Origin of the sequence: Streptomyces sp. NPDC057271 (assembly GCF_042668715.1) — a bacterium.
GTDB lineage: Bacteria > Actinomycetota > Actinomycetes > Streptomycetales > Streptomycetaceae > Streptomyces.
Genome location: NZ_JBHUYJ010000027.1, coordinates 26,990 through 44,101, shown reverse-complemented (window position 1 = coordinate 44,101; position 17,112 = coordinate 26,990). Strand labels below are relative to the sequence as shown.

Here is a 17,112-nt window from a genome sequence, read left to right as displayed (position 1 = left end):
CGGCGGCCACGCCCCGTTCACGCCCGCTACCGACCATCCTGCTCATGAACACATCCACGCGCTTCAGACGCGTGTACGCCGCGTCCCTCGCGCTCACCGCCTCGCTGGCCCTCCTCGGCTCGGCCCCGGCGTCGGCCAAGGCGTCCTCCGCCCACCGCCCGGTGAATCTGGTCCACCTGGGCACGCACGCCGGCGACAAGGCCGAGATCGTCGCGTACGACTGGATCACCCGTCGCGCCTACGTCACCACGGCCAAAAGCCTGTCGCTCGACGTCCTCGACGTCCGCGACCCGGCGAAGCCCGTGAAGATCGCGTCCGTCGATCTGTCGGCCTACGGCACCGGCGCGGTCACCAGCGTGGACACCCGGCACGGGCTGATCGCCGCCGCCGTGGAGTCGGCGGACGCCGCCGAGCGCGGCACGGTCGTCCTGATGCGCCCCGACGGCACCGTGGTCAAGGCCATCACCGTGGGGCACAGCCCCGACATGGTGACCTTCACCGCCGACGGCCGCAGCCTCCTGGTGGCGAACGAGGGTGAGCCCGTCGGCTACCAGCCCGGCCAGGCCGACCCCGAGGGCAGTGTCAGCATCGTCGCCCTGGACCGGGGCGTCGCCCGCGCCACCGTGCGCACCGCCGACTTCCGTGCCTTCAACCACCGTCGCCTCGACGACTCGGTGCGGATCAGCGGTCCGGGCGCCACGGTCGCCCAGGACCTGGAGCCCGAGTACATCTCGGTGTCCAAGGACGGCCGTACCGCCTTCGTCACGCTCCAGGAGAACAACGCGGTCGCCACCGTCGACCTGCGCTCCGCCCGCGTCACCGGTATCGACGGCTTCGGCCACAAGGACCACTCCAAGCCCGGCAACGGTCTGGACACCTCCGACCGGGACGGCGCCATCCGGATCGAGCCCCGCCCGGTCCAGGGCGTCTACATGCCCGACGCGCTGGCGGCCTTCGAGCACCGCGGCCGCGCGTACTACGTCGTCGCCAACGAGGGCGACGAGCGCGAGTACGGCAAGGGTGACGCCAAGTACGCCGACGGTATCCGCCTCGCCGACCTCGACCCCGCGCTGCTGCCCGCCGGCTTCGACCGCTCCCTGCTCGCCGAGAGCGAGATGGGCCGGCTGACGGTCCTCCGGCCGGCCGGCGCAGGCGACCCGGTGCGGTCCTACGGCGGACGGTCCTTCTCCATCCGCGACGCCGAGGGACGTCTGGTCTACGACAGCGGCGATCTGCTGGAGCGGCTGACCGCCGAGATCGACCCGGCGAACTTCAACGCCGAGGGCGAGGGCGACTTCGACAAGCGCAGCGACAACAAGGGCCCGGAGCCCGAGGGTCTGACCATCGGCGAGGTCGACGGCAGACTGATGGCCTTCGTCGCGATCGAGCGGACCAACGGTGTGATGGTCTTCGACATCAGCGACCCCCGGAAGCCGGTGTTCCAGAACTGGGTCCGCACCGCGGGCGACGAGTCGCCCGAGGGCCTGGAGTTCGTTCCGGCCTGGCAGAGCCCCACGCACCGCCCCATGCTGGCGGTCGCGAACGAGGGTACGGGGACGACCTCGTTCTACACGGTCACGCGCTGACGCGCTGAGTCTTCCGCCCCGCCGCGCGTCGGTGGGGCGGAGGATTCACGCGCAGCCGCCGAACACCGAGTGAACCGCCGCCCGCCGGGGAACGCATCCCGGTATGAAATATCTCGTACGGGACAAAATCTTCGCGATCGGTGACGACTACTGGATCGAGGACGAGCGGGGCCGCCACGCCTTCCTCGTCGACGGCAAGGCCCTGCGGCTGCGCGACACGCTGGAGCTGAAGGATCCCACCGGGCATGTCCTGGTCACGCTGCGGCAGAAGATGTTCAGCCTGCGGGACGCGATGACGATCGAGCGGGACGACCGGCCGCTCGCCACCATCCGCAGGAAGCGGCTCTCCCTGCTCCGCAACCACTACCGGGTCACGCTCGTCGAAGGCACCGAACTGGACGTCAGCGGGCGGATCCTGGACCGGGAGTTCACGGTCGAGTACGACGGCGAACTCCTCGCCCACATCTCCCGGCAGTGGTTCCGCGTCCGGGACACCTACGCCGTGAACGTCGTCCGCGAGGACACCGACGCGGCGCTGCTCATCGCGGTCGCCGTGTGCGTGATCCGGATGGCGGAACGGGAGGACTAGGGGGCGTCCGGCGCGGGAGGGCGGCTCCGGGTGCGCGGTGCACGGCCCCGCACGACCGACCCGCTACAGCACCCGCGCTACGGCCCCGGGTCCTACGGCACCCGGCTCTACAGCACCCGCGCTACGGCCGCGGGTCCTACAGGCCCCGGCCCTACAGCACCCGCGCTACGGCCCCGGGCTACAGCACCCGGTCCTTCAGCGCCGGGAACTGGTCCCTCGTCGTGGTCACCCGATCCGCGTCCAGCTCCACCCGCAGGATCTCCTCGTCCGGGCCCGCCTCCGCGAGGACCTCGCCCCACGGGTCCACCACGATCGAGTGTCCGGCCTGCTCCACGCCCGCGTGGGTGCCGGCCGTGCCGCAGGCCAGCACGTACGCCTGGTTCTCCACCGCCCGCGCCTGCGCGAGCAGCGTCCAGTGGGCGCGGCGGCGGGCCGGCCAGCCGGCCGGGACGACGAACGCCTGGGCGCCCGCGTCCACCAGGCCCCGGAAGAGTTCAGGGAAGCGCAGGTCGTAGCAGGTGCCGAGGCCCACCGTCAGCTCCGGCAGGGCGACCGTCACCAGTTCGTCCCCCGCCGCCATCATCACGGCCTCGCCCTTGTCGAAGCCGAAGCGGTGGATCTTCCGGTAGCGGGCTGCGAGGTCTCCCGACGGGGAGAGGACGAGCGAGGTGTTGTAGAGCGACCCCCCGGCCGCCTCGACGATCGATCCGGCGTGCAGCCAGACGCCCGCGTCCCGGGCGGCCGCAGCCATCGCCTCGTACGTGGGGCCGCGCAGCGGTTCGGACTCCGATGCGAAGGAGTCGTACGCGAACGCGCCCATCGGCCACAGCTCCGGCAGGACGACGAGATCCGCGGCGCCGCGCTCCGCGCGCACCAGCTCCGCCACCCGCGCGCGGCGCGAAACGACCGGTTCGTCCTGGTGTACTGCGATCTGGATCAGCGAGGCGCGCACACTACCACCGTCCTGGCATTCGAGCCGTCAACACGGGCCTACGATCGTCACACGAAAGCACTGCCGGGGTGCCTTCGGGCAGCGTAACTTAGCGTCCGAGCCTCCCACGCAGTCTTGTCTCCAGCCCGCCTGTCCGCTCGATCGTCAGCCCGTGCACCGCAGAACCGCCGAGGGGTCCCGTGACCGTCCATCCCAGCCTTCAGACCTACGCCGACGCCTGGACCCACTCCATCGAAGCCATATCCGAGCTGGTGCAGCCGCTCGTGGAAGGCGAGTGGAACCGCGCGACACCGTGCCCGGGCTGGTCGGTGCGCGACATCGTGTCCCATGTGATCGGCCTGGAGTGCGAGATGCTCGGCGATCCGCGCCCCATCCACTCCCTGCCCCGTGATCTCTACCACGTACGCAGTGAGTTCGCGCGCTACATGGAGATGCAGGTCGATGTGCGGCGGCACCACACCGGCCCCGAGATGACCTCGGAGCTGGAGTACATCCTGATCCGCCGCGCCCGCCAGCTGCGCAACGAGAACCGGCAGCCGGACCATCTGATCCGCGCCCCTCTCGGCGCCGAGCAGACCCTCGAAGTGGCGTACCGGATGCGGGCCTTCGACGTCTGGGTGCACGAGCAGGACCTGCGGATCGCCCTCGGGAAGCCGGGCAACCTGGACTCCCCCGGCGCGCTGGTGACCCGGGACAACCTGCTCGCCGCGCTGCCGAAGGTGGTCGCGAAGGACGCGGGCGCGCCGCCGAACTCGGCGGTCGTGGTGGATGTGCACGGCCCGGTGGAGTTCCTGCGGACGGTACGGGTCGACGCGCAGGGCCGCGGCTCGGTCGACGGGGCCCCGTCGCTGGGTCCGGCGGTGACGCTGGCGCTGGACTGGGAGACGTACGTACGGCTGGCCTGCGGCCGGGTCCGTCCTGCGGCGGTCGCCGACCGGATCAAGATCGAGGGCGACACGGACCTGGCGCAGGCCATCCTGGACAACTTCGCCGTCACTCCCTGACGGTACCGGCGGTCATGCCGGTACGTGGACCGTCTCGACGCGGCTGGCGACGAGGCGTTCACGCTCCCGGCGGGCCGTACGGGACTTCAGGCGCAGGATCTGCACGACGCCCAGCGCCTCCAGGACGAAGACGGACGAGAAGGCGATCCGGTAGTCGTCGCCGGTCGCGTCGAGAAGGATGCCGACCGCGAGCAGTGTCGTCATCGAGGCCGTGAAACCACCCATGTTGACGATTCCCGAGGCCGTCCCCTGACGCTCCGGCGGGTTGGCGGGGCGGGCGAAGTCGAAGCCGATCATCGAGGCGGGGCCACAGGCCCCGAGGACCGCGCAGAGGGTGATCAGCAGCCACATCGGGGCGTGGTCGCCGGGGTACGCGAGGGTGGCGGCCCACAGCAGCGCCGTCGCCCCGACGGTGCCGAGGGCGAGCGGGGCCCTGGCCGCGTGGTGCCGGGCGATGATCTGCCCGTACGCGAGCCCCACCACCATGTTGGAGAGCACGACCAGGGTCAGCAGTTCGCCCGCGACACCCCGGGAGAGCCCCTGGGCCTCGACGAGGAACGGCAGCCCCCACAGCAGCAGGAAGACCATCGCGGGGAACTGGGTCGTGAAGTGCACCCACATGCCGAGCCGGGTGCCCGGCTCCCGCCAGGACTCGGCGATCTGACGGCGGACGAACACGGCGCCCGCGTGCGGGGCGGGCGGCGGCTCGTGTCCCTCGGGGTGGTCCTTGAGGAAGAGCAGCAGCAGGACGAGCACGACGACGCCGGCGAGGGAGCTGCCGACGAAGGTGGTCGTCCAGCCCATGCCGTGCAGGGCGCGGGCGATGACAATGGTGGAGACGAGGTTGCCCGCCACGCCGAAGAGCGCGGCGACCTGGCCGATGAGGGGGCCGCGCCTGGCGGGGAACCACCGGGTGCCCAGGCGCAGCACGCTGATGAAGGTCATCGCGTCGCCGCAGCCGAGCAGGGCGCGGGCGGCGAGGGCCATGCCGTACGAGGGGGCGAGCGCGAAGCCGAGCTGGCCGATCGTGAAGAGCACGACGCCGATGGTCAGCACCTTCTTGGTGCCGAGCCGGTCGACCATGAGGCCCACGGGTATCTGCATCCCGGCGTAGACCAGCAGCTGGAGTATGGAGAAGGTGGACAGGGCAGAGGCGTTGACGTCGAAGCGGTCGGCGGCGTCGAGTCCGGCGACGCCGAGCGACGTACGGAAGATGACGGCGACGAAGTAGACGGCGACGCCGATGCCCCAGACGAGGGCGGCGCGCCGGCCTCCCGGCGGGTCACCGGGGAGGGCGACGCCTGATCCGAATCCGTCGCGGCTCACCTGTCCTCACCCCGGACCAGGACCTTGACCCAGCTCAGGTGCTGACGGACGCAGCTCGCCGCGCCCTCGACGTCACCGGCCCTGATCCGTTCCAGGATCTCGGCGTGCTCGGTGATGTTCTTGGCGATCCGGTCGGGCTGGGACTGCATGACGGCGACGCCCATCCGCAGCTGACGGTCGCGCAGCTGGTCGTAGAGGCGGGCGAGGATCTGGTTCCCGGCGTACTTGACGATCTCGGCGTGGAAGCAGCGGTCGGTGACGGCGACCTTCGCGAGGTCTCCGGTCTCGGCGTGCCGCTGCTGCTCCTCCAGGAGCTCTTCGAGCCGTTCGACGAGCGCGGGAGAGGCGGGAACGGCACGACGGACGGCGAACTCCTCGACGAGCAGCCGGGTCTCGACGACATCGGCGATCTCCTGCGCGGAGACGGCGAGGACGAGGGCGCCCTTTTTCGGGTAGAGCTTGAGCAGCCCTTCCATCTCCAGCTTCAGCAGGGCCTCGCGTACGGGGGTCCGGGACACCCCGACGGCCAGGGCGAGTTCGCCCTCGGTGAGCAGCGTCCCGCCCTCGTAACGGCGGTCGAGGACAGCCTGCTTGACATGCATGTAGACCCGGTCGGCTGCTGGGGGCGCGGATGCCATGCGCACAGCTTAGATACAACAGGGGTGCATCAGTCAGCCCTGTCCGCGATGCGGACGGCTCCGGAGCAAGGCCGGAACAGGGCAGGACAAGGCCGGAACAGGGCCGGAACGGAGCCGGAAACACACCCGGCCGGGGGCGTTTGCCCCCGGCCGGGTGTGTTTCACGTGAAACAGTGCAACTCGGGCACTGGGTCAGCGCCGGGCCCGGGACCGGGCCCGCTGGTTCACGACCAGGTCATCAGGCGCTTGGGCTGTTCCAGGATCGCCGCCACGTCCGCGAGGAACTTCGAGCCCAGCTCGCCGTCGACCAGACGGTGGTCGAACGACAGGGCCAGGGTGGTGACCTGACGCGGCTTCACCTTGCCCTTGTGGACCCACGGCTGGAGCTTGATCGCGCCGACCGCCAGGATCGCGGACTCGCCCGGGTTGATGATGGGCGTACCGGTGTCGACGCCGAAGACGCCCACGTTGGTGATGGTGAACGTGCCGCCCTGCATCGCCGCCGGGGTCGTCTTGCCCTCGCGGGCGGTGGCGACCAGCTCGCTCAGGGAGGTCGACAGCTGCGGCAGGGTCTGGGCGTGCGCGTCCTTGATGTTCGGCACGATCAGACCGCGCGGGGTGGCCGCGGCGATGCCCAGGTTGACGTAGTGCTTGAGCACGATCTCCTGGTTCGCCTCGTCCCAGGCCGCGTTGATCTCCGGGTTGCGCTTGGCGGCGACCAGGACGGCCTTGGCGATGAGGAGCAGCGGGTTGACGCGCAGGCCCGCCATGTCCTTGTCGGCCTTGAGCTCCTCGACCAGCTTCATCGTGCGCGTGATGTCGAAGGTGACGAACTCGGTGACGTGCGGCGCGGTGAAGACCGAGCCGACCATCGCGGCCGCCGTGGCCTTCCGTACGCCCTTGATCGGGACACGCGTCTCGCGGGCGTCCGTGGACACCGCGGGCGAGGGCGCCGCGGCGGCCGCCGGAGCCTGGGCGGGAGCCACGGCCACGGGCGCGGGGGCCTCGACGGCCGGCGCAGGGGCAGCGGCCGCGTGGACGTCCTCGCGGGTGATGATCCCGTCCGGACCGGTCGGGACGACCGTCGTCAGGTCGACGCCGAGGTCCTTGGCCAGCTTCCGTACGGGAGGCTTGGCCAGCGGGCGGGTGGCGGTCGCGGTGGAGCCACCGTGGCCGTTGAGCTCGCCCTGGATCGCCGCGGCGGCCTGCGCGGGGGCGGCCTGCGCCGAGGCGGCCTGCGCGGGGACGCCCGCGCCCTTGCGCGCCCGGCGCTTGGTCGAGCTCGCGGCCACGCCGTAACCGACCAGGACCGGTTGACGGCCCTGCGGTTCGCCCTCCTCGGCCGGCGTCTCGGCGGCGGGGGCCGGAGCCTCCACGGGCGCCTGGGCGACCGGGGCCTCGGCCGCCGGCGCCTCCCCGCCCACGTTCACCGAGATGATCACCTGGCCGACGTCGACCGTCGTGCCCTCGGGGAAGAGCAGGTCGTGGACCGTGCCGTCGAAGGGGATCGGCAGCTCGACGGCCGCCTTCGCCGTCTCGACCTCGCACACGACCTGACCGTCGGTGACCGTGTCACCGGGCTGGACGTACCACTTGAGGATTTCGGCCTCGGTGAGGCCCTCGCCCACGTCGGGCATCTTGAATTCGCGGATCGTCACGGTGCTCTCCTCAGTACGCCAGCGAGCGGTCGACGGCGTCGAGCACGCGGTCCAGGCCCGGCAGGTACTCCTCCTCCAGGCGCGCCGGCGGATACGGCGCGTGGTAGCCGCCGACCCGCAGGACGGGCGCCTCCAGGTGGTAGAAGCAACGCTCGGTGATTCGGGCGGCGATCTCCGCTCCGGAGCCGAAGAAGACCGGGGCCTCGTGGACCACGACCAGGCGGCGGGTCTTCTCGACCGAGGCCTGGATGGTGTCGAAGTCGAGCGGGGAGATCGAGCGCAGGTCCACGACCTCGACCGACTTGCCCTCCTCGGCGGCGGCCGCGGCGGCCTCCAGGCAGGTCTTCACCATCGGGCCGTACGCGACGAGCGTGAGGTCCGTGCCCTCGCGGGCGACCCGGGCCTTGTGCAGTTCGCCGGGGATGGCCTCGGTGTCGACCTCGCCCTTGTCCCAGTAGCGGCGCTTGGGCTCGAAGAAGATCACCGGGTCGTCGCTCTGGATCGCCTGCTGGAGCATCCAGTAGGCGTCCGAGGAGTTCGCCGGGGTGACGACCTTGAGGCCCGCGACGTGCGCGAAGAGCGACTCGGGGGACTCGGAGTGGTGCTCGACGGCACCGATGCCACCGCCGTACGGAATGCGGATGACGACCGGCATCTTGACCGTGCCGAGCGAACGGGCCCGCATCTTCGCCAGCTGGGTGACGATCTGGTCGTACGCAGGGAAGACGAAGCCGTCGAACTGGATCTCCACGACCGGCCGGTAGCCGCGCAGCGCGAGGCCGATCGCGGTGCCCACGATGCCGGACTCGGCGAGCGGGGTGTCGACGACGCGGTCCTCGCCGAAGTCCTTCTGCAGACCGTCGGTGATCCGGAAGACACCACCGAGCTTGCCGACGTCCAGGCCCATGATGACGACCTTGGGGTCGGTCTCCAGGGCCTTGCGCAGCGACTCGTTGAGCGCCTTCGCAAGGGGAAGCTTCTGAACAGCCATGATTACTCGGCCTCTCCGCCCGTGAAGGACGCCTGATAGGCGGCGAACTGCGCGCGCTCCTCGTCGACGAGCGCGTGCCCGTCCGCGTACACGTTGTCGAACATCGCCATGTGCTCCGGGACGGGCATGGCGCGGACGACCTCACGCACGTGCTTGCCGAGCGCCTCGCTCTCCGCCTCGAGCTCCTCGAAGAAGGCCGCGTCGGCGTGGCCCGCGTTCTCCATGTACGTCTTCAGGCGCAGGATCGGGTCCTTGGCCTCCCACGCCTCACGCTCGGCGTCGCGGCGGTAGCGAGTCGGGTCGTCGGAGGTGGTGTGGGCGGCCATGCGGTAGGTGAACGCCTCGATGAGCGTCGGGCCCTCGCCGCGACGGGCACGCTCCAGGGCGGAGCGGGTCACGGCGAGGCACGCGAGGACGTCGTTGCCGTCCACGCGGACACCGGGGAAGCCGAAACCGCGGGCGCGCTGGTAGAGCGGGACGCGGGTCTGCTTCTCGATGGGCTCGGAGATCGCCCACTGGTTGTTCTGGCAGAAGAACACGACCGGGGCGTTGTAGACCGCGGAGAAGACGAACGCCTCGTTGACGTCGCCCTGGCTGGAGGCGCCGTCGCCGAAGTACGCGAGCACGGCGGAGTCCGCACCGTCCTTGGCGATGCCCATGGCATAGCCGGTGGCGTGCAGGGTCTGCGAGCCGAGGACGATCGTGTACAGGTGGAAGTTGTTGCTGTTGGGGTCCCAGCCGCCGTTGTTCACACCGCGGAACATGCCGAGGAGGTTGGTCGGGTCGACCCCGCGGCACCAGGCGACACCGTGCTCCCGGTAGGTCGGGAAGACGTAGTCGTCGTCGCGCAGCGCGCGACCGGAGCCGATCTGGGCGGCCTCCTGGCCGAGCAGCGACGCCCACAGACCCAGCTCGCCCTGGCGCTGCAGGGCGGTGGCCTCGGCGTCGAAGCGGCGGGTGAGGACCATGTCCCGGTAGAGGCCGCGCAGCTCGTCGGCGCTCAGGTCGATGTCGTACTCGGGGTGCTGGACGCGCTCCCCTTCGGGCGTCAGCAGCTGAACGAGCTCGGGCTCGGAAGTCTGGGACTTCTTGGCGCTCGCGCTGGCAGTGCGCTTGGTGCCGCTGCTGCGTCGCGTCGTCTTGCGCGCGGCAGTGCTCTCCACGGTCACGTGCGTGCTCCTCCGTCGGTCCGGCCCCCGGGGTTGCCGGGAAAGGCCAGTGCGGCTCGCCTGGACCCGTACTCGCGCACGGGGTGGGTGCGACTCGGCGGGGTCAGGCGTGACAGGTGCCCCGGCGAGCGCCCTGTCATAGGCACGTTACCCACTGCCGCGCATTCCTGCGAAACCCCATTTGACCTGCGATTTTGCTTGGATTTCCAAGTAAATCGAGAAAAGCGGGAACAGTAGCTGGTCAGCGCGCTGGCAACGGCCTGGCAGGCCGCCGGAACACGGGGCACGTTATCCCGCGCACCCCGGGCACGGGAAGAGCCAATATGTGAGACTGACCGGGTGCGCGAAGATGGAAAAATCCGGGTATTTCTGCTCGACGACCACGAGGTCGTCCGACGCGGCGTCCACGAGCTGCTCTCAGTGGAGGACGACATCGAGGTGGTCGGGGAGGCGGGCACGGCGGCGGACGCCCTGGTCAGGATCCCCGCGACGCGCCCCGACGTGGCGGTGCTCGACGTGCGGCTGCCCGACGGCAGCGGTGTCGAGGTCTGTCGCGAGGTGCGTTCGCAGAACGAGGACATCAGGTGCCTGATGCTCACCTCGTACGCCGACGACGAGGCGCTCTTCGACGCGATCATGGCCGGGGCCTCGGGTTATGTCCTGAAGGCCATCCGGGGAAACGAGCTCCTTTCCGCCGTTCGGGACGTTGCGGCCGGAAAGTCGCTGCTCGATCCGGTCGCGACCGCGCGCGTTCTGGAACGACTACGCGACGGAAACAACCCGAAGGGTGACGACAGGCTCGCCAATCTGACGGAACAGGAACGCAGGATCCTCGATCTGATCGGCGAGGGGCTGACCAACCGGGCCATCGGTGAGCGGCTCCATCTCGCGGAGAAGACGATCAAGAACTACGTCTCCAGCCTGCTCTCGAAGCTGGGCATGGAGCGCCGTTCCCAGGCCGCGGCGTACGTGGCCCGGCTGCAGGCCGAACGGCACTGAGGCCGGGGTCGACCGACCCGGGCCGCCCGGAGGGCCCCGACCTGGGCCGGCCGTTCGGCCCGGCCCGGTACGGGCCCCGATTCGGGACCTACGTCCCCGCGAACCGGGGCAGGCGTCCCTTCCGACACGGTGCCGGTGGCGGGAGAGTGGAGGCCATGTCCACCGAGGAGATCCGCGCCATCGAACTGCTGGGCAACGTCTCGTACGGACGGGTCGCGACCAGCATGCGCGCCATGCCGTTCGTCGCCCCCGCACGGCACATCGTGGACGAGGGCCGTGTCCTGCTCCGGATGCACCGCGGCCTCGGCTACCACCGCGCCTGCGCGGGCAGCGTCGTCGCCTACGGCGCGGACAACTTCGGCTCCGGCGCCGACAGCCTCTGGTCCGTGCAGTTCACCGGTACCGCGGAGGTCGTCGAACCCACCGAGGAACAGCTGGCCACCTTCGGCCCCACCCCGCAGGTCGTGGACGGGGAGCCGTTCGACCCGATCTACCTGCGGATCGAGCCCCGGTTCGTGACCGTGCACCAGCTCGACTACACCACCGCGCGACATCTCCACCACGTAGCGTGATCTAACATCTGGCGAGTGCCGCGCTCATCTGAAACGCTTGCTCCGCCCGTCGGCGCCCTGCTGCGCCGCTACCGCGAGGCCGGCGAACCGCTCTCCTGCGAACCCGTCACCCAGGGGCTCCTCAATCGCGGCTACCGCCTCCGCACCACCCGCGGCGCCTACTTCCTCAAACAGCACCTCGACGCCCCGACCGCCGACCGGGACACCATCAGCCGCCAGCACCGCGCCACACAGCGCCTGCACGCCCTCGGTCTGCCCGTCGCCCCGCCGCTCGCCGACTCCGACGGCCGCACGGTCGCCGTCATCGGCGGCCGCTGCTACGCGCTGCACCCCTGGGTCGACGGTCGCCACCGCGACGGCGCCCAGCTCTCCACCGGCGGTTCCAGGCGCCTGGGCGCGCTCCTCGGGCACGTCCACACCTGTCTGGAGCAGGTCATGGAATCCCCGCCCCCCGGCGAGGGCCACGAGAGCGCCCGCCCCGAGGAGACCCTCCGGGTCATCGACGAACTGCTCCGCCTGGCCCGCACCCACCGGCCGCGCACGGGCTTCGACGCGCTCGCCGAGCACCGGCTGCTCGAACGCCGCGGGCTGCTCGCCGAGCACGCCCACCGCCGGCCGCCGCCCGCCACCGCGGCCGGCTGGGTGCACGGCGACTTCCACCCGCTGAACCTGCTCTACCGGGGCGCCGAGCCCGCCGCGATCGTCGACTGGGACCGCCTCGGGGTCCAGCCCCGGGCGGAGGAGGCCGTCCGGGCCGCCGCCATCTTCTTCGTACAGCCGGCGGGCGAGCTGGCCCTGGAGAAGGTACGGGCGTACGCGCGCGCCTACCGGCGGGCGGCCGGAGCGGACGGGGCCGAGCTGGCGTCGGCGGTGCACCGGGTGTGGTGGGAGCGGCTCAACGACTTCTGGATACTGCGCTGGCGCTACCAGCTCCACGACCGAAGGGCCGACCCGCAGTTTCCCGCGGCGTCGGCCCTGGCGGTGTGGTGGACCCGTGAGTACGAGGCGGTACGCGACGCCTTCGCGGGCTGACCGGCCCCCGTGGGGCCGGTCGGTGGTGGCGGTCGGTGGTGCCGGTCGGTCAGGGGTTGGTGCCCGGGCGGGTCGGCTGCCCGGTGCTGCCCTGCACGGCCGCCGGGTCCGTGGGGTCGCCGGTCGGCGGGTCGGTCGGCTCGTCCGTCGGCTCGCCCGTGGTGCCGCCCTCGTCCGAGCCGTCGTCCGTCGGCTCCGTCGACGGGGTGGTCGGCGGCGTCGTCTGGGGCGTGGTGGGCGGCGTGGTCGGCGGGGTGTACGACGGCGTCCAGGGCTGCTGGTTGCCGCCCGTCGACGTGTCCGGCTCCCGGCTCTCCCGGCTCGGCTCCTGCGACGGCTCGGGGGACTCGACCGGGGACGACGGCGAGTCCGTGACCACCGGCGTCGTCGGCTTGTCGCTGTTCTTCTCGGCGGCCTTGTCCAGGGCGTAGGCGACACCCGCGACGATCGCGATCAGCGCGAGCGCCACGAACAGCATCGCCTTGGCACGGCCGCCCTTGGCGCCCTTGCCGCCGTGGTGCGAGCCGTAGCCGTCCTGGCCGTAGCCGCCGTGACCGCCGTCGTATCCACCGTCGTCCGGGTTCATCGGCGGCAGGATCGGGCCCTGCGAGGTCTCGTGGTGCATCGGGTGGCCCATCACGGCCGTCGCCGCGACACCACCCGCCGGCGTGCGCGCACCCTCGTGCACCTCCACCGGGCCGGTGTTCCACGTGCCGGTGTGGCCGCCCGCCTGCTGGAGCATCTGCAGGCCGTACTGGATCAGCCCGCGCATCTCCTCGGCGCTCTGGAACCGGTCGTCCGGATCCTTCGCCAGCGAGCGCATCACCAGTCCGTCCAGCTCCGGCGGCGCGTCCTGGGCGACGTCGGACGGCGGGACCGGAATGTCCTGGACGTGCTGGTAGACCACCGAGAGCGGGGTCTCTCCCGTGAACGGGGGCCGCAGCGCGAGGAGTTCGTAGAGCAGACAGCCGGTGGCGTACAGGTCCGAGCGGTGGTCGACGGCCTTGCCGAGAGCCTGTTCGGGGGAGAGGTACTGCGGCGTGCCCATGACCATGCCGGTCTGGGTCATCGTCGACTGCGCGCCGTGCAGGGCGCGCGCGATGCCGAAGTCCATCACCTTCACCGCGCCGGCGTGCGTGATGATGACGTTCGCGGGCTTGATGTCCCGGTGCACGATGCCGTGCTGGTGCGAGTACGCGAGCGCCTCCAGCACACCGGAGACGATGATCAGGGCCTGCTCGGGCCCGGGCGCCTCGGCACTGATCAGCAGGTCGCGGATGGTGCGGCCCTCGACCAGCTCCATGACGATGTACGGCACGGACTGGTTGCCGACGACGTCCTCGCCGGAGTCGTACACCGCCACGATCGCGTGGTGGTTGAGGCCGGCGACCGACTGGGCCTCGCGGGTGAAGCGGGCCTTGGAGACCGGGTCCTCCGCGAGATCGGACCGGAGCAGCTTCACCGCGACCGTGCGTCCCAGACGGACGTCCTCGGCCGCGAACACCTCGGCCATGCCGCCGCGTCCGAGACGGTGCGTCAGGCGGTACCGGCCGTCGCCGACCACTCCGCCGATGCCCCACGACTCCGCGGCGGCGCCCGACAGGCCGCCGCCGCCTGCTTCGGATTCGGGTGCCATCAGTCCTCGCCGTCATATGTCCGTCGTGTGGTGCCGTACCGCCGTCACGCTACAGGCTTCGTCCGACACCACGGTCCGAGTGGACCGGCCATCCAACCCTCCGCGCGTATACCGATGCAAATTCCGGCCCTTTCGTGTAACGCTTCCGAGACGCTTCTTACGCGGACGGTCACGGAACGGGCACCCGGCTTGACGTGTCGGTGCCCTGGGGCAGACTTGGCCAGGAAATTCCGGATCAGCGCCGCCACGCGCGCGTAGGGGGAGCACGAATGAGCCAGGACGGCGCACAGGGCCGCTATGCGGGCGGTTCGGTAGCGAACGGCCGGTACCAGCTTCGCGACCTGCTCGGCGAGGGCGGGATGGCCTCCGTCTACCTGGCGTACGACAGCGCCCTGGACCGTCAGGTGGCCATCAAGACGCTGCACACGGAACTCGGCCGGGAACAGTCTTTCCGTGAGCGGTTCCGGCGTGAGGCACAGGCGGTCGCCAAGCTTTCGCACACGAACATCGTGTCGGTGTTCGACACCGGTGAGGACACCCTCGACGGCGCCGTCATGCCGTACATCGTCATGGAGTACGTCGAGGGGCAGCCGCTGGGCTCCGTCCTGGCCTCCGACGTACAGCAGTTCGGCGCGATGCCGGCGGACAAGGCGCTGAAGGTGACGGCCGACGTCCTCGCCGCGCTGGAGACCAGCCACGAAATGGGCCTGGTCCACCGGGACATCAAGCCCGGCAACGTGATGATGACCAAGCGCGGCGTCGTCAAGGTGATGGACTTCGGCATCGCCCGCGCCATGCAGTCCGGTGTCACCTCGATGACGCAGACGGGCATGGTCGTCGGCACGCCCCAGTACCTCTCCCCCGAACAGGCCCTCGGCCGTGCGGTGGACGCCCGTTCCGACCTGTACTCGGTCGGCATCATGCTCTTCCAACTCCTCACGGGACGCCTGCCGTTCGACGCGGACTCGCCGCTGGCCATCGCGTACGCGCATGTGCAGGAGGAGCCGGTCGCGCCCTCGTCCATCAACCGTTCGGTCACCCCGGCGATGGACGCGCTCGTCGCACGCGCGCTGAAGAAGAACCCGAACGAGCGGTTCCCGAGCGCGGCCGCGATGCAGGACGAGTGCCTGCGGGTGCTGGCGGCCGGGCAGACGGGCGCGCCGGTGATCGTGGCGGGCGGTCCCGTCAGCAGCGGATCCGGTGTGGGCTCGGCCGTCTTCCCGCCGGTCGGCCAGACGCCACCGCCCTCGACGCACGGTGTCCAGCAGCCGTACCAGCAGCCGACGCCGCAGCCGGGCCCGTACGGCCCGCCGACGCCGGCCCCTTCCTACGGGTACCCGCAGCAGGCGCAGCCCCCGCCGCCGTCCCCCATGTACCAGACGCCCGCTCCCGGGCCGTACCAGATGTCGCCGCAGACCCCGGTGAGCACGCCCGTGCACAATGGATCCGGCGCGTCGGGCGGCGGCTCCGGGCGGAACATGCCGGTGGTCGTGGGGTCGATCGTGGTCGCGCTGCTCGCGATCGGCGGTGTGATCACCGCGATCTCGCTCAACAAGGACGACCCGGAGGGCGAGGCGGGCGGCGACCCCAGCCAGAGCCAGTCGGTCGCCCCCGGGCACAAGGGTCCCGACCTCACCAAGACCATCGACGTGAAGAAGTGCACCGAGCCCAGGGAGTCGAGCGACGACCCGGCGAAGTTCGAGATCCCCGACTTCACGTACAAGAACATCCAGTCCGTGAAGGACTGCATCCAGGCCGCGGGCTGGAAGATCACGAAGCAGACCCCGGTGGACGAGGCGACGTACGGCGAGGGCACGGTCCTCAGCCAGTACCCGCCGGCCGGTGCGGACGCGTCGGAGGACGACGCCGAGTTCACCCTGGAGATCTCGACGGGCAACCCGGGGCAGTAGCCCCTCTCCCGGTCGCCCCCGCGCGGTGTCCCGTCGCGCTCTTCATCCGTGCGCGGGTGACCGGATGCCGGAATCGTCCCCCCATGTGACGCTGAGTGGGAAACCTCGGCGGTTCGGTACGGGAGGGGGGTCACCCGGTGACTCCAGGACTCCGCGACGCGCGGACGCGGGCACTTCGGTGGCGGGAATCACGGCGGGCGTCACTGCGTGCACCCCTGCGGGTATCACTGCGGGCCTCGCAGCGGGCCTCGCAGGGGCGGGCACTTCGGCGGGGCGCGGCGGGGTGGCGGGCGCTCGGCCCGGTGACGGTGTGCTGGCTGGTGGTGGGCGTCGCACCGGTGGCGTACGGACACGAGCACCCCGGGCCCGCGTCCGCGGCGGCCACGGCGTCCAAGGACGCCCCCTCCAAGCAGTGGAAGAGCGGGCCGTCCCCGCGGGCCACCCCCTCCCCCTCTCCTTCCCCCTCTGCCCCGGCCCCGGCTTCGGGTTCGGGTTCGGGTTCGGGTTCGACGAGCAACCCGTCAGGCATGCCCGGCGCGTCCGGCCCTCCCGGTCGGCGGCCCCCGGCCGCCGCGCCCCCCTCCCCGGCGGTGTCGCAGTCCGCGCCCGCGCCGCCCGCCGAGGCCCCCGGCCCCACCCCGTCCCGCTCCCTCGCCGGCCGCCCCGCCGGGGAGGGCCGCGAACGGCCCGGCCGGCCCCCCGGCCCCCCGAAACCGAGCGACACGGACCCGGCGGCCGACCCGTCACGTAGCAAAACAGCAACAGCCGAGGAGCCGCCGGACGGGGTGGAGGGGGAGACGGACGAGGCGGGCGAGGTCCCCGAAGCGGTACCGCAGACGGAGGCCACGCCCTCCGCTCCGGCGCCCGCCAGCGTGCCCGCCGCGGCGCCACGGCTCGGCTCCCGGACCGCCACCACCGCCGCTGACCGGCAGATTCCCGTGCTCACGCTGGGCGCGGGACTCGCTCTGATGGGGCTCGGGATCGGTTTTCTCGGCGTCCGGATGCGGCGCCGCTGAGGCGTCGGCTGCGCCGCACGACCCTGCGTGTCCT

General features: G+C 71.3%; 15 protein-coding genes. 8 read left to right on the top strand and 7 right to left on the bottom strand.

Annotated elements, in window-relative coordinates:
- Positions 1-44 precede the first annotated feature (44 nt).
- Both ACFUJR_RS15595 and ACFUJR_RS15590 read left to right on the top strand, forming a co-directional pair.
- Positions 45-1,586 carry a choice-of-anchor I family protein gene (locus ACFUJR_RS15595; protein WP_383173780.1) on the top strand — a complete coding sequence of 514 codons (1,542 nt, stop codon included), beginning with the start codon at positions 45-47 and terminating at the stop codon, positions 1,584-1,586.
- Positions 1,587-1,689: 103 nt separating this feature from the next.
- Entirely contained in the window at positions 1,690-2,175 is a 486-nt protein-coding gene (locus ACFUJR_RS15590) for an LURP-one-related/scramblase family protein (protein WP_383173777.1), read from the top strand.
- A gap of 178 nt (positions 2,176-2,353) precedes the next feature.
- Here the strand turns inward: ACFUJR_RS15590 and ACFUJR_RS15585 are convergent, their stop codons facing one another.
- Positions 2,354-3,127 (bottom strand): carbon-nitrogen family hydrolase, encoded by a 774-nt coding sequence (locus ACFUJR_RS15585; protein WP_383173774.1) that lies wholly within the window; start codon positions 3,125-3,127, stop codon positions 2,354-2,356.
- A 179-nt stretch (positions 3,128-3,306) separates the two neighbouring features.
- Here ACFUJR_RS15585 and ACFUJR_RS15580 point away from each other — a divergent pair, with 179 nt between their 5' ends.
- On the top strand, positions 3,307-4,131 hold the full coding sequence (locus tag ACFUJR_RS15580) for a maleylpyruvate isomerase family mycothiol-dependent enzyme (RefSeq protein ID WP_383173771.1): 825 nt from the start codon (positions 3,307-3,309) through the stop codon (positions 4,129-4,131).
- 12 nt (positions 4,132-4,143) lie between these two features.
- Here the strand turns inward: ACFUJR_RS15580 and ACFUJR_RS15575 are convergent, their stop codons facing one another.
- The 5 genes from ACFUJR_RS15575 to pdhA all read right to left on the bottom strand — a co-directional run bounded on the left by ACFUJR_RS15575 (position 4,144) and on the right by pdhA (position 9,913).
- Positions 4,144-5,457 (bottom strand): nitrate/nitrite transporter, encoded by a 1,314-nt coding sequence (locus ACFUJR_RS15575; RefSeq protein WP_383173768.1) that lies wholly within the window; start codon positions 5,455-5,457, stop codon positions 4,144-4,146.
- A complete protein-coding gene (locus tag ACFUJR_RS15570; RefSeq protein WP_383173765.1) occupies positions 5,454-6,095 on the bottom strand; it encodes a GntR family transcriptional regulator in 642 nt (213 codons plus the stop codon). The genes ACFUJR_RS15575 and ACFUJR_RS15570 overlap by 4 nt, the downstream gene beginning before the upstream one ends.
- A gap of 224 nt (positions 6,096-6,319) precedes the next feature.
- Positions 6,320-7,732, bottom strand: coding sequence for a dihydrolipoamide acetyltransferase family protein (locus tag ACFUJR_RS15565; RefSeq protein WP_383170648.1), 1,413 nt, complete (start codon positions 7,730-7,732; stop codon positions 6,320-6,322).
- A 31-nt stretch (positions 7,733-7,763) separates the two neighbouring features.
- A complete protein-coding gene (locus ACFUJR_RS15560; RefSeq protein WP_383170639.1) occupies positions 7,764-8,744 on the bottom strand; it encodes an alpha-ketoacid dehydrogenase subunit beta in 981 nt (326 codons plus the stop codon).
- A gap of 2 nt (positions 8,745-8,746) precedes the next feature.
- Positions 8,747-9,913 carry a pyruvate dehydrogenase (acetyl-transferring) E1 component subunit alpha gene (gene pdhA / locus ACFUJR_RS15555; RefSeq protein WP_383170637.1) on the bottom strand — a complete coding sequence of 389 codons (1,167 nt, stop codon included), beginning with the start codon at positions 9,911-9,913 and terminating at the stop codon, positions 8,747-8,749.
- Between the two features lie 339 nt (positions 9,914-10,252).
- On the opposite strand from pdhA, the gene ACFUJR_RS15550 reads away from it, so the two are divergent.
- The 3 genes from ACFUJR_RS15550 to ACFUJR_RS15540 all read left to right on the top strand — a co-directional run bounded on the left by ACFUJR_RS15550 (position 10,253) and on the right by ACFUJR_RS15540 (position 12,516).
- A complete protein-coding gene (locus ACFUJR_RS15550) occupies positions 10,253-10,912 on the top strand; it encodes a response regulator (RefSeq protein ID WP_383170634.1) in 660 nt (219 codons plus the stop codon).
- Between the two features lie 155 nt (positions 10,913-11,067).
- Complete coding sequence (locus ACFUJR_RS15545; protein ID WP_383170631.1) at positions 11,068-11,484, top strand: pyridoxamine 5'-phosphate oxidase family protein; 417 nt, start codon at positions 11,068-11,070, stop codon at positions 11,482-11,484.
- A gap of 15 nt (positions 11,485-11,499) precedes the next feature.
- The gene (locus ACFUJR_RS15540) at positions 11,500-12,516 is read left to right on the top strand and encodes a phosphotransferase (RefSeq protein WP_383170628.1); all 1,017 of its coding nucleotides are present in this window, start codon (positions 11,500-11,502) and stop codon (positions 12,514-12,516) included.
- Between the two features lie 49 nt (positions 12,517-12,565).
- Here the strand turns inward: ACFUJR_RS15540 and ACFUJR_RS15535 are convergent, their stop codons facing one another.
- Complete coding sequence (locus ACFUJR_RS15535) at positions 12,566-14,152, bottom strand: protein kinase (RefSeq protein WP_383170625.1); 1,587 nt, start codon at positions 14,150-14,152, stop codon at positions 12,566-12,568.
- Positions 14,153-14,421: 269 nt separating this feature from the next.
- Here ACFUJR_RS15535 and ACFUJR_RS15530 point away from each other — a divergent pair, with 269 nt between their 5' ends.
- Positions 14,422-16,062 carry a protein kinase gene (locus ACFUJR_RS15530; RefSeq protein WP_383170622.1) on the top strand — a complete coding sequence of 547 codons (1,641 nt, stop codon included), beginning with the start codon at positions 14,422-14,424 and terminating at the stop codon, positions 16,060-16,062.
- A 785-nt stretch (positions 16,063-16,847) separates the two neighbouring features.
- Entirely contained in the window at positions 16,848-17,078 is a 231-nt protein-coding gene (locus tag ACFUJR_RS15525; RefSeq protein ID WP_383170620.1) for a hypothetical protein, read from the top strand.
- Positions 17,079-17,112 lie beyond the last annotated feature (34 nt).

Excerpts from the sequence above, each read along its gene's own strand:
- ACFUJR_RS15530 (WP_383170622.1), top strand. The coding sequence starts at position 14,422 with ATGAGCCAGGACGGCGCACAGGGCCGCTATGCGGGCGGTTCGGTAGCG.
- ACFUJR_RS15535 (WP_383170625.1), bottom strand. The coding sequence starts at position 14,152 with ATGGCACCCGAATCCGAAGCAGGCGGCGGCGGCCTGTCGGGCGCCGCC.
- ACFUJR_RS15545 (WP_383170631.1), top strand. The coding sequence starts at position 11,068 with ATGTCCACCGAGGAGATCCGCGCCATCGAACTGCTGGGCAACGTCTCG.
- ACFUJR_RS15590 (WP_383173777.1), top strand. The coding sequence starts at position 1,690 with ATGAAATATCTCGTACGGGACAAAATCTTCGCGATCGGTGACGACTAC.
- ACFUJR_RS15560 (WP_383170639.1), bottom strand. The coding sequence starts at position 8,744 with ATGGCTGTTCAGAAGCTTCCCCTTGCGAAGGCGCTCAACGAGTCGCTG.
- ACFUJR_RS15570 (WP_383173765.1), bottom strand. The coding sequence starts at position 6,095 with ATGGCATCCGCGCCCCCAGCAGCCGACCGGGTCTACATGCATGTCAAG.
- ACFUJR_RS15595 (WP_383173780.1), top strand. The coding sequence starts at position 45 with ATGAACACATCCACGCGCTTCAGACGCGTGTACGCCGCGTCCCTCGCG.
- ACFUJR_RS15565 (WP_383170648.1), bottom strand. The coding sequence starts at position 7,732 with ATGCCCGACGTGGGCGAGGGCCTCACCGAGGCCGAAATCCTCAAGTGG.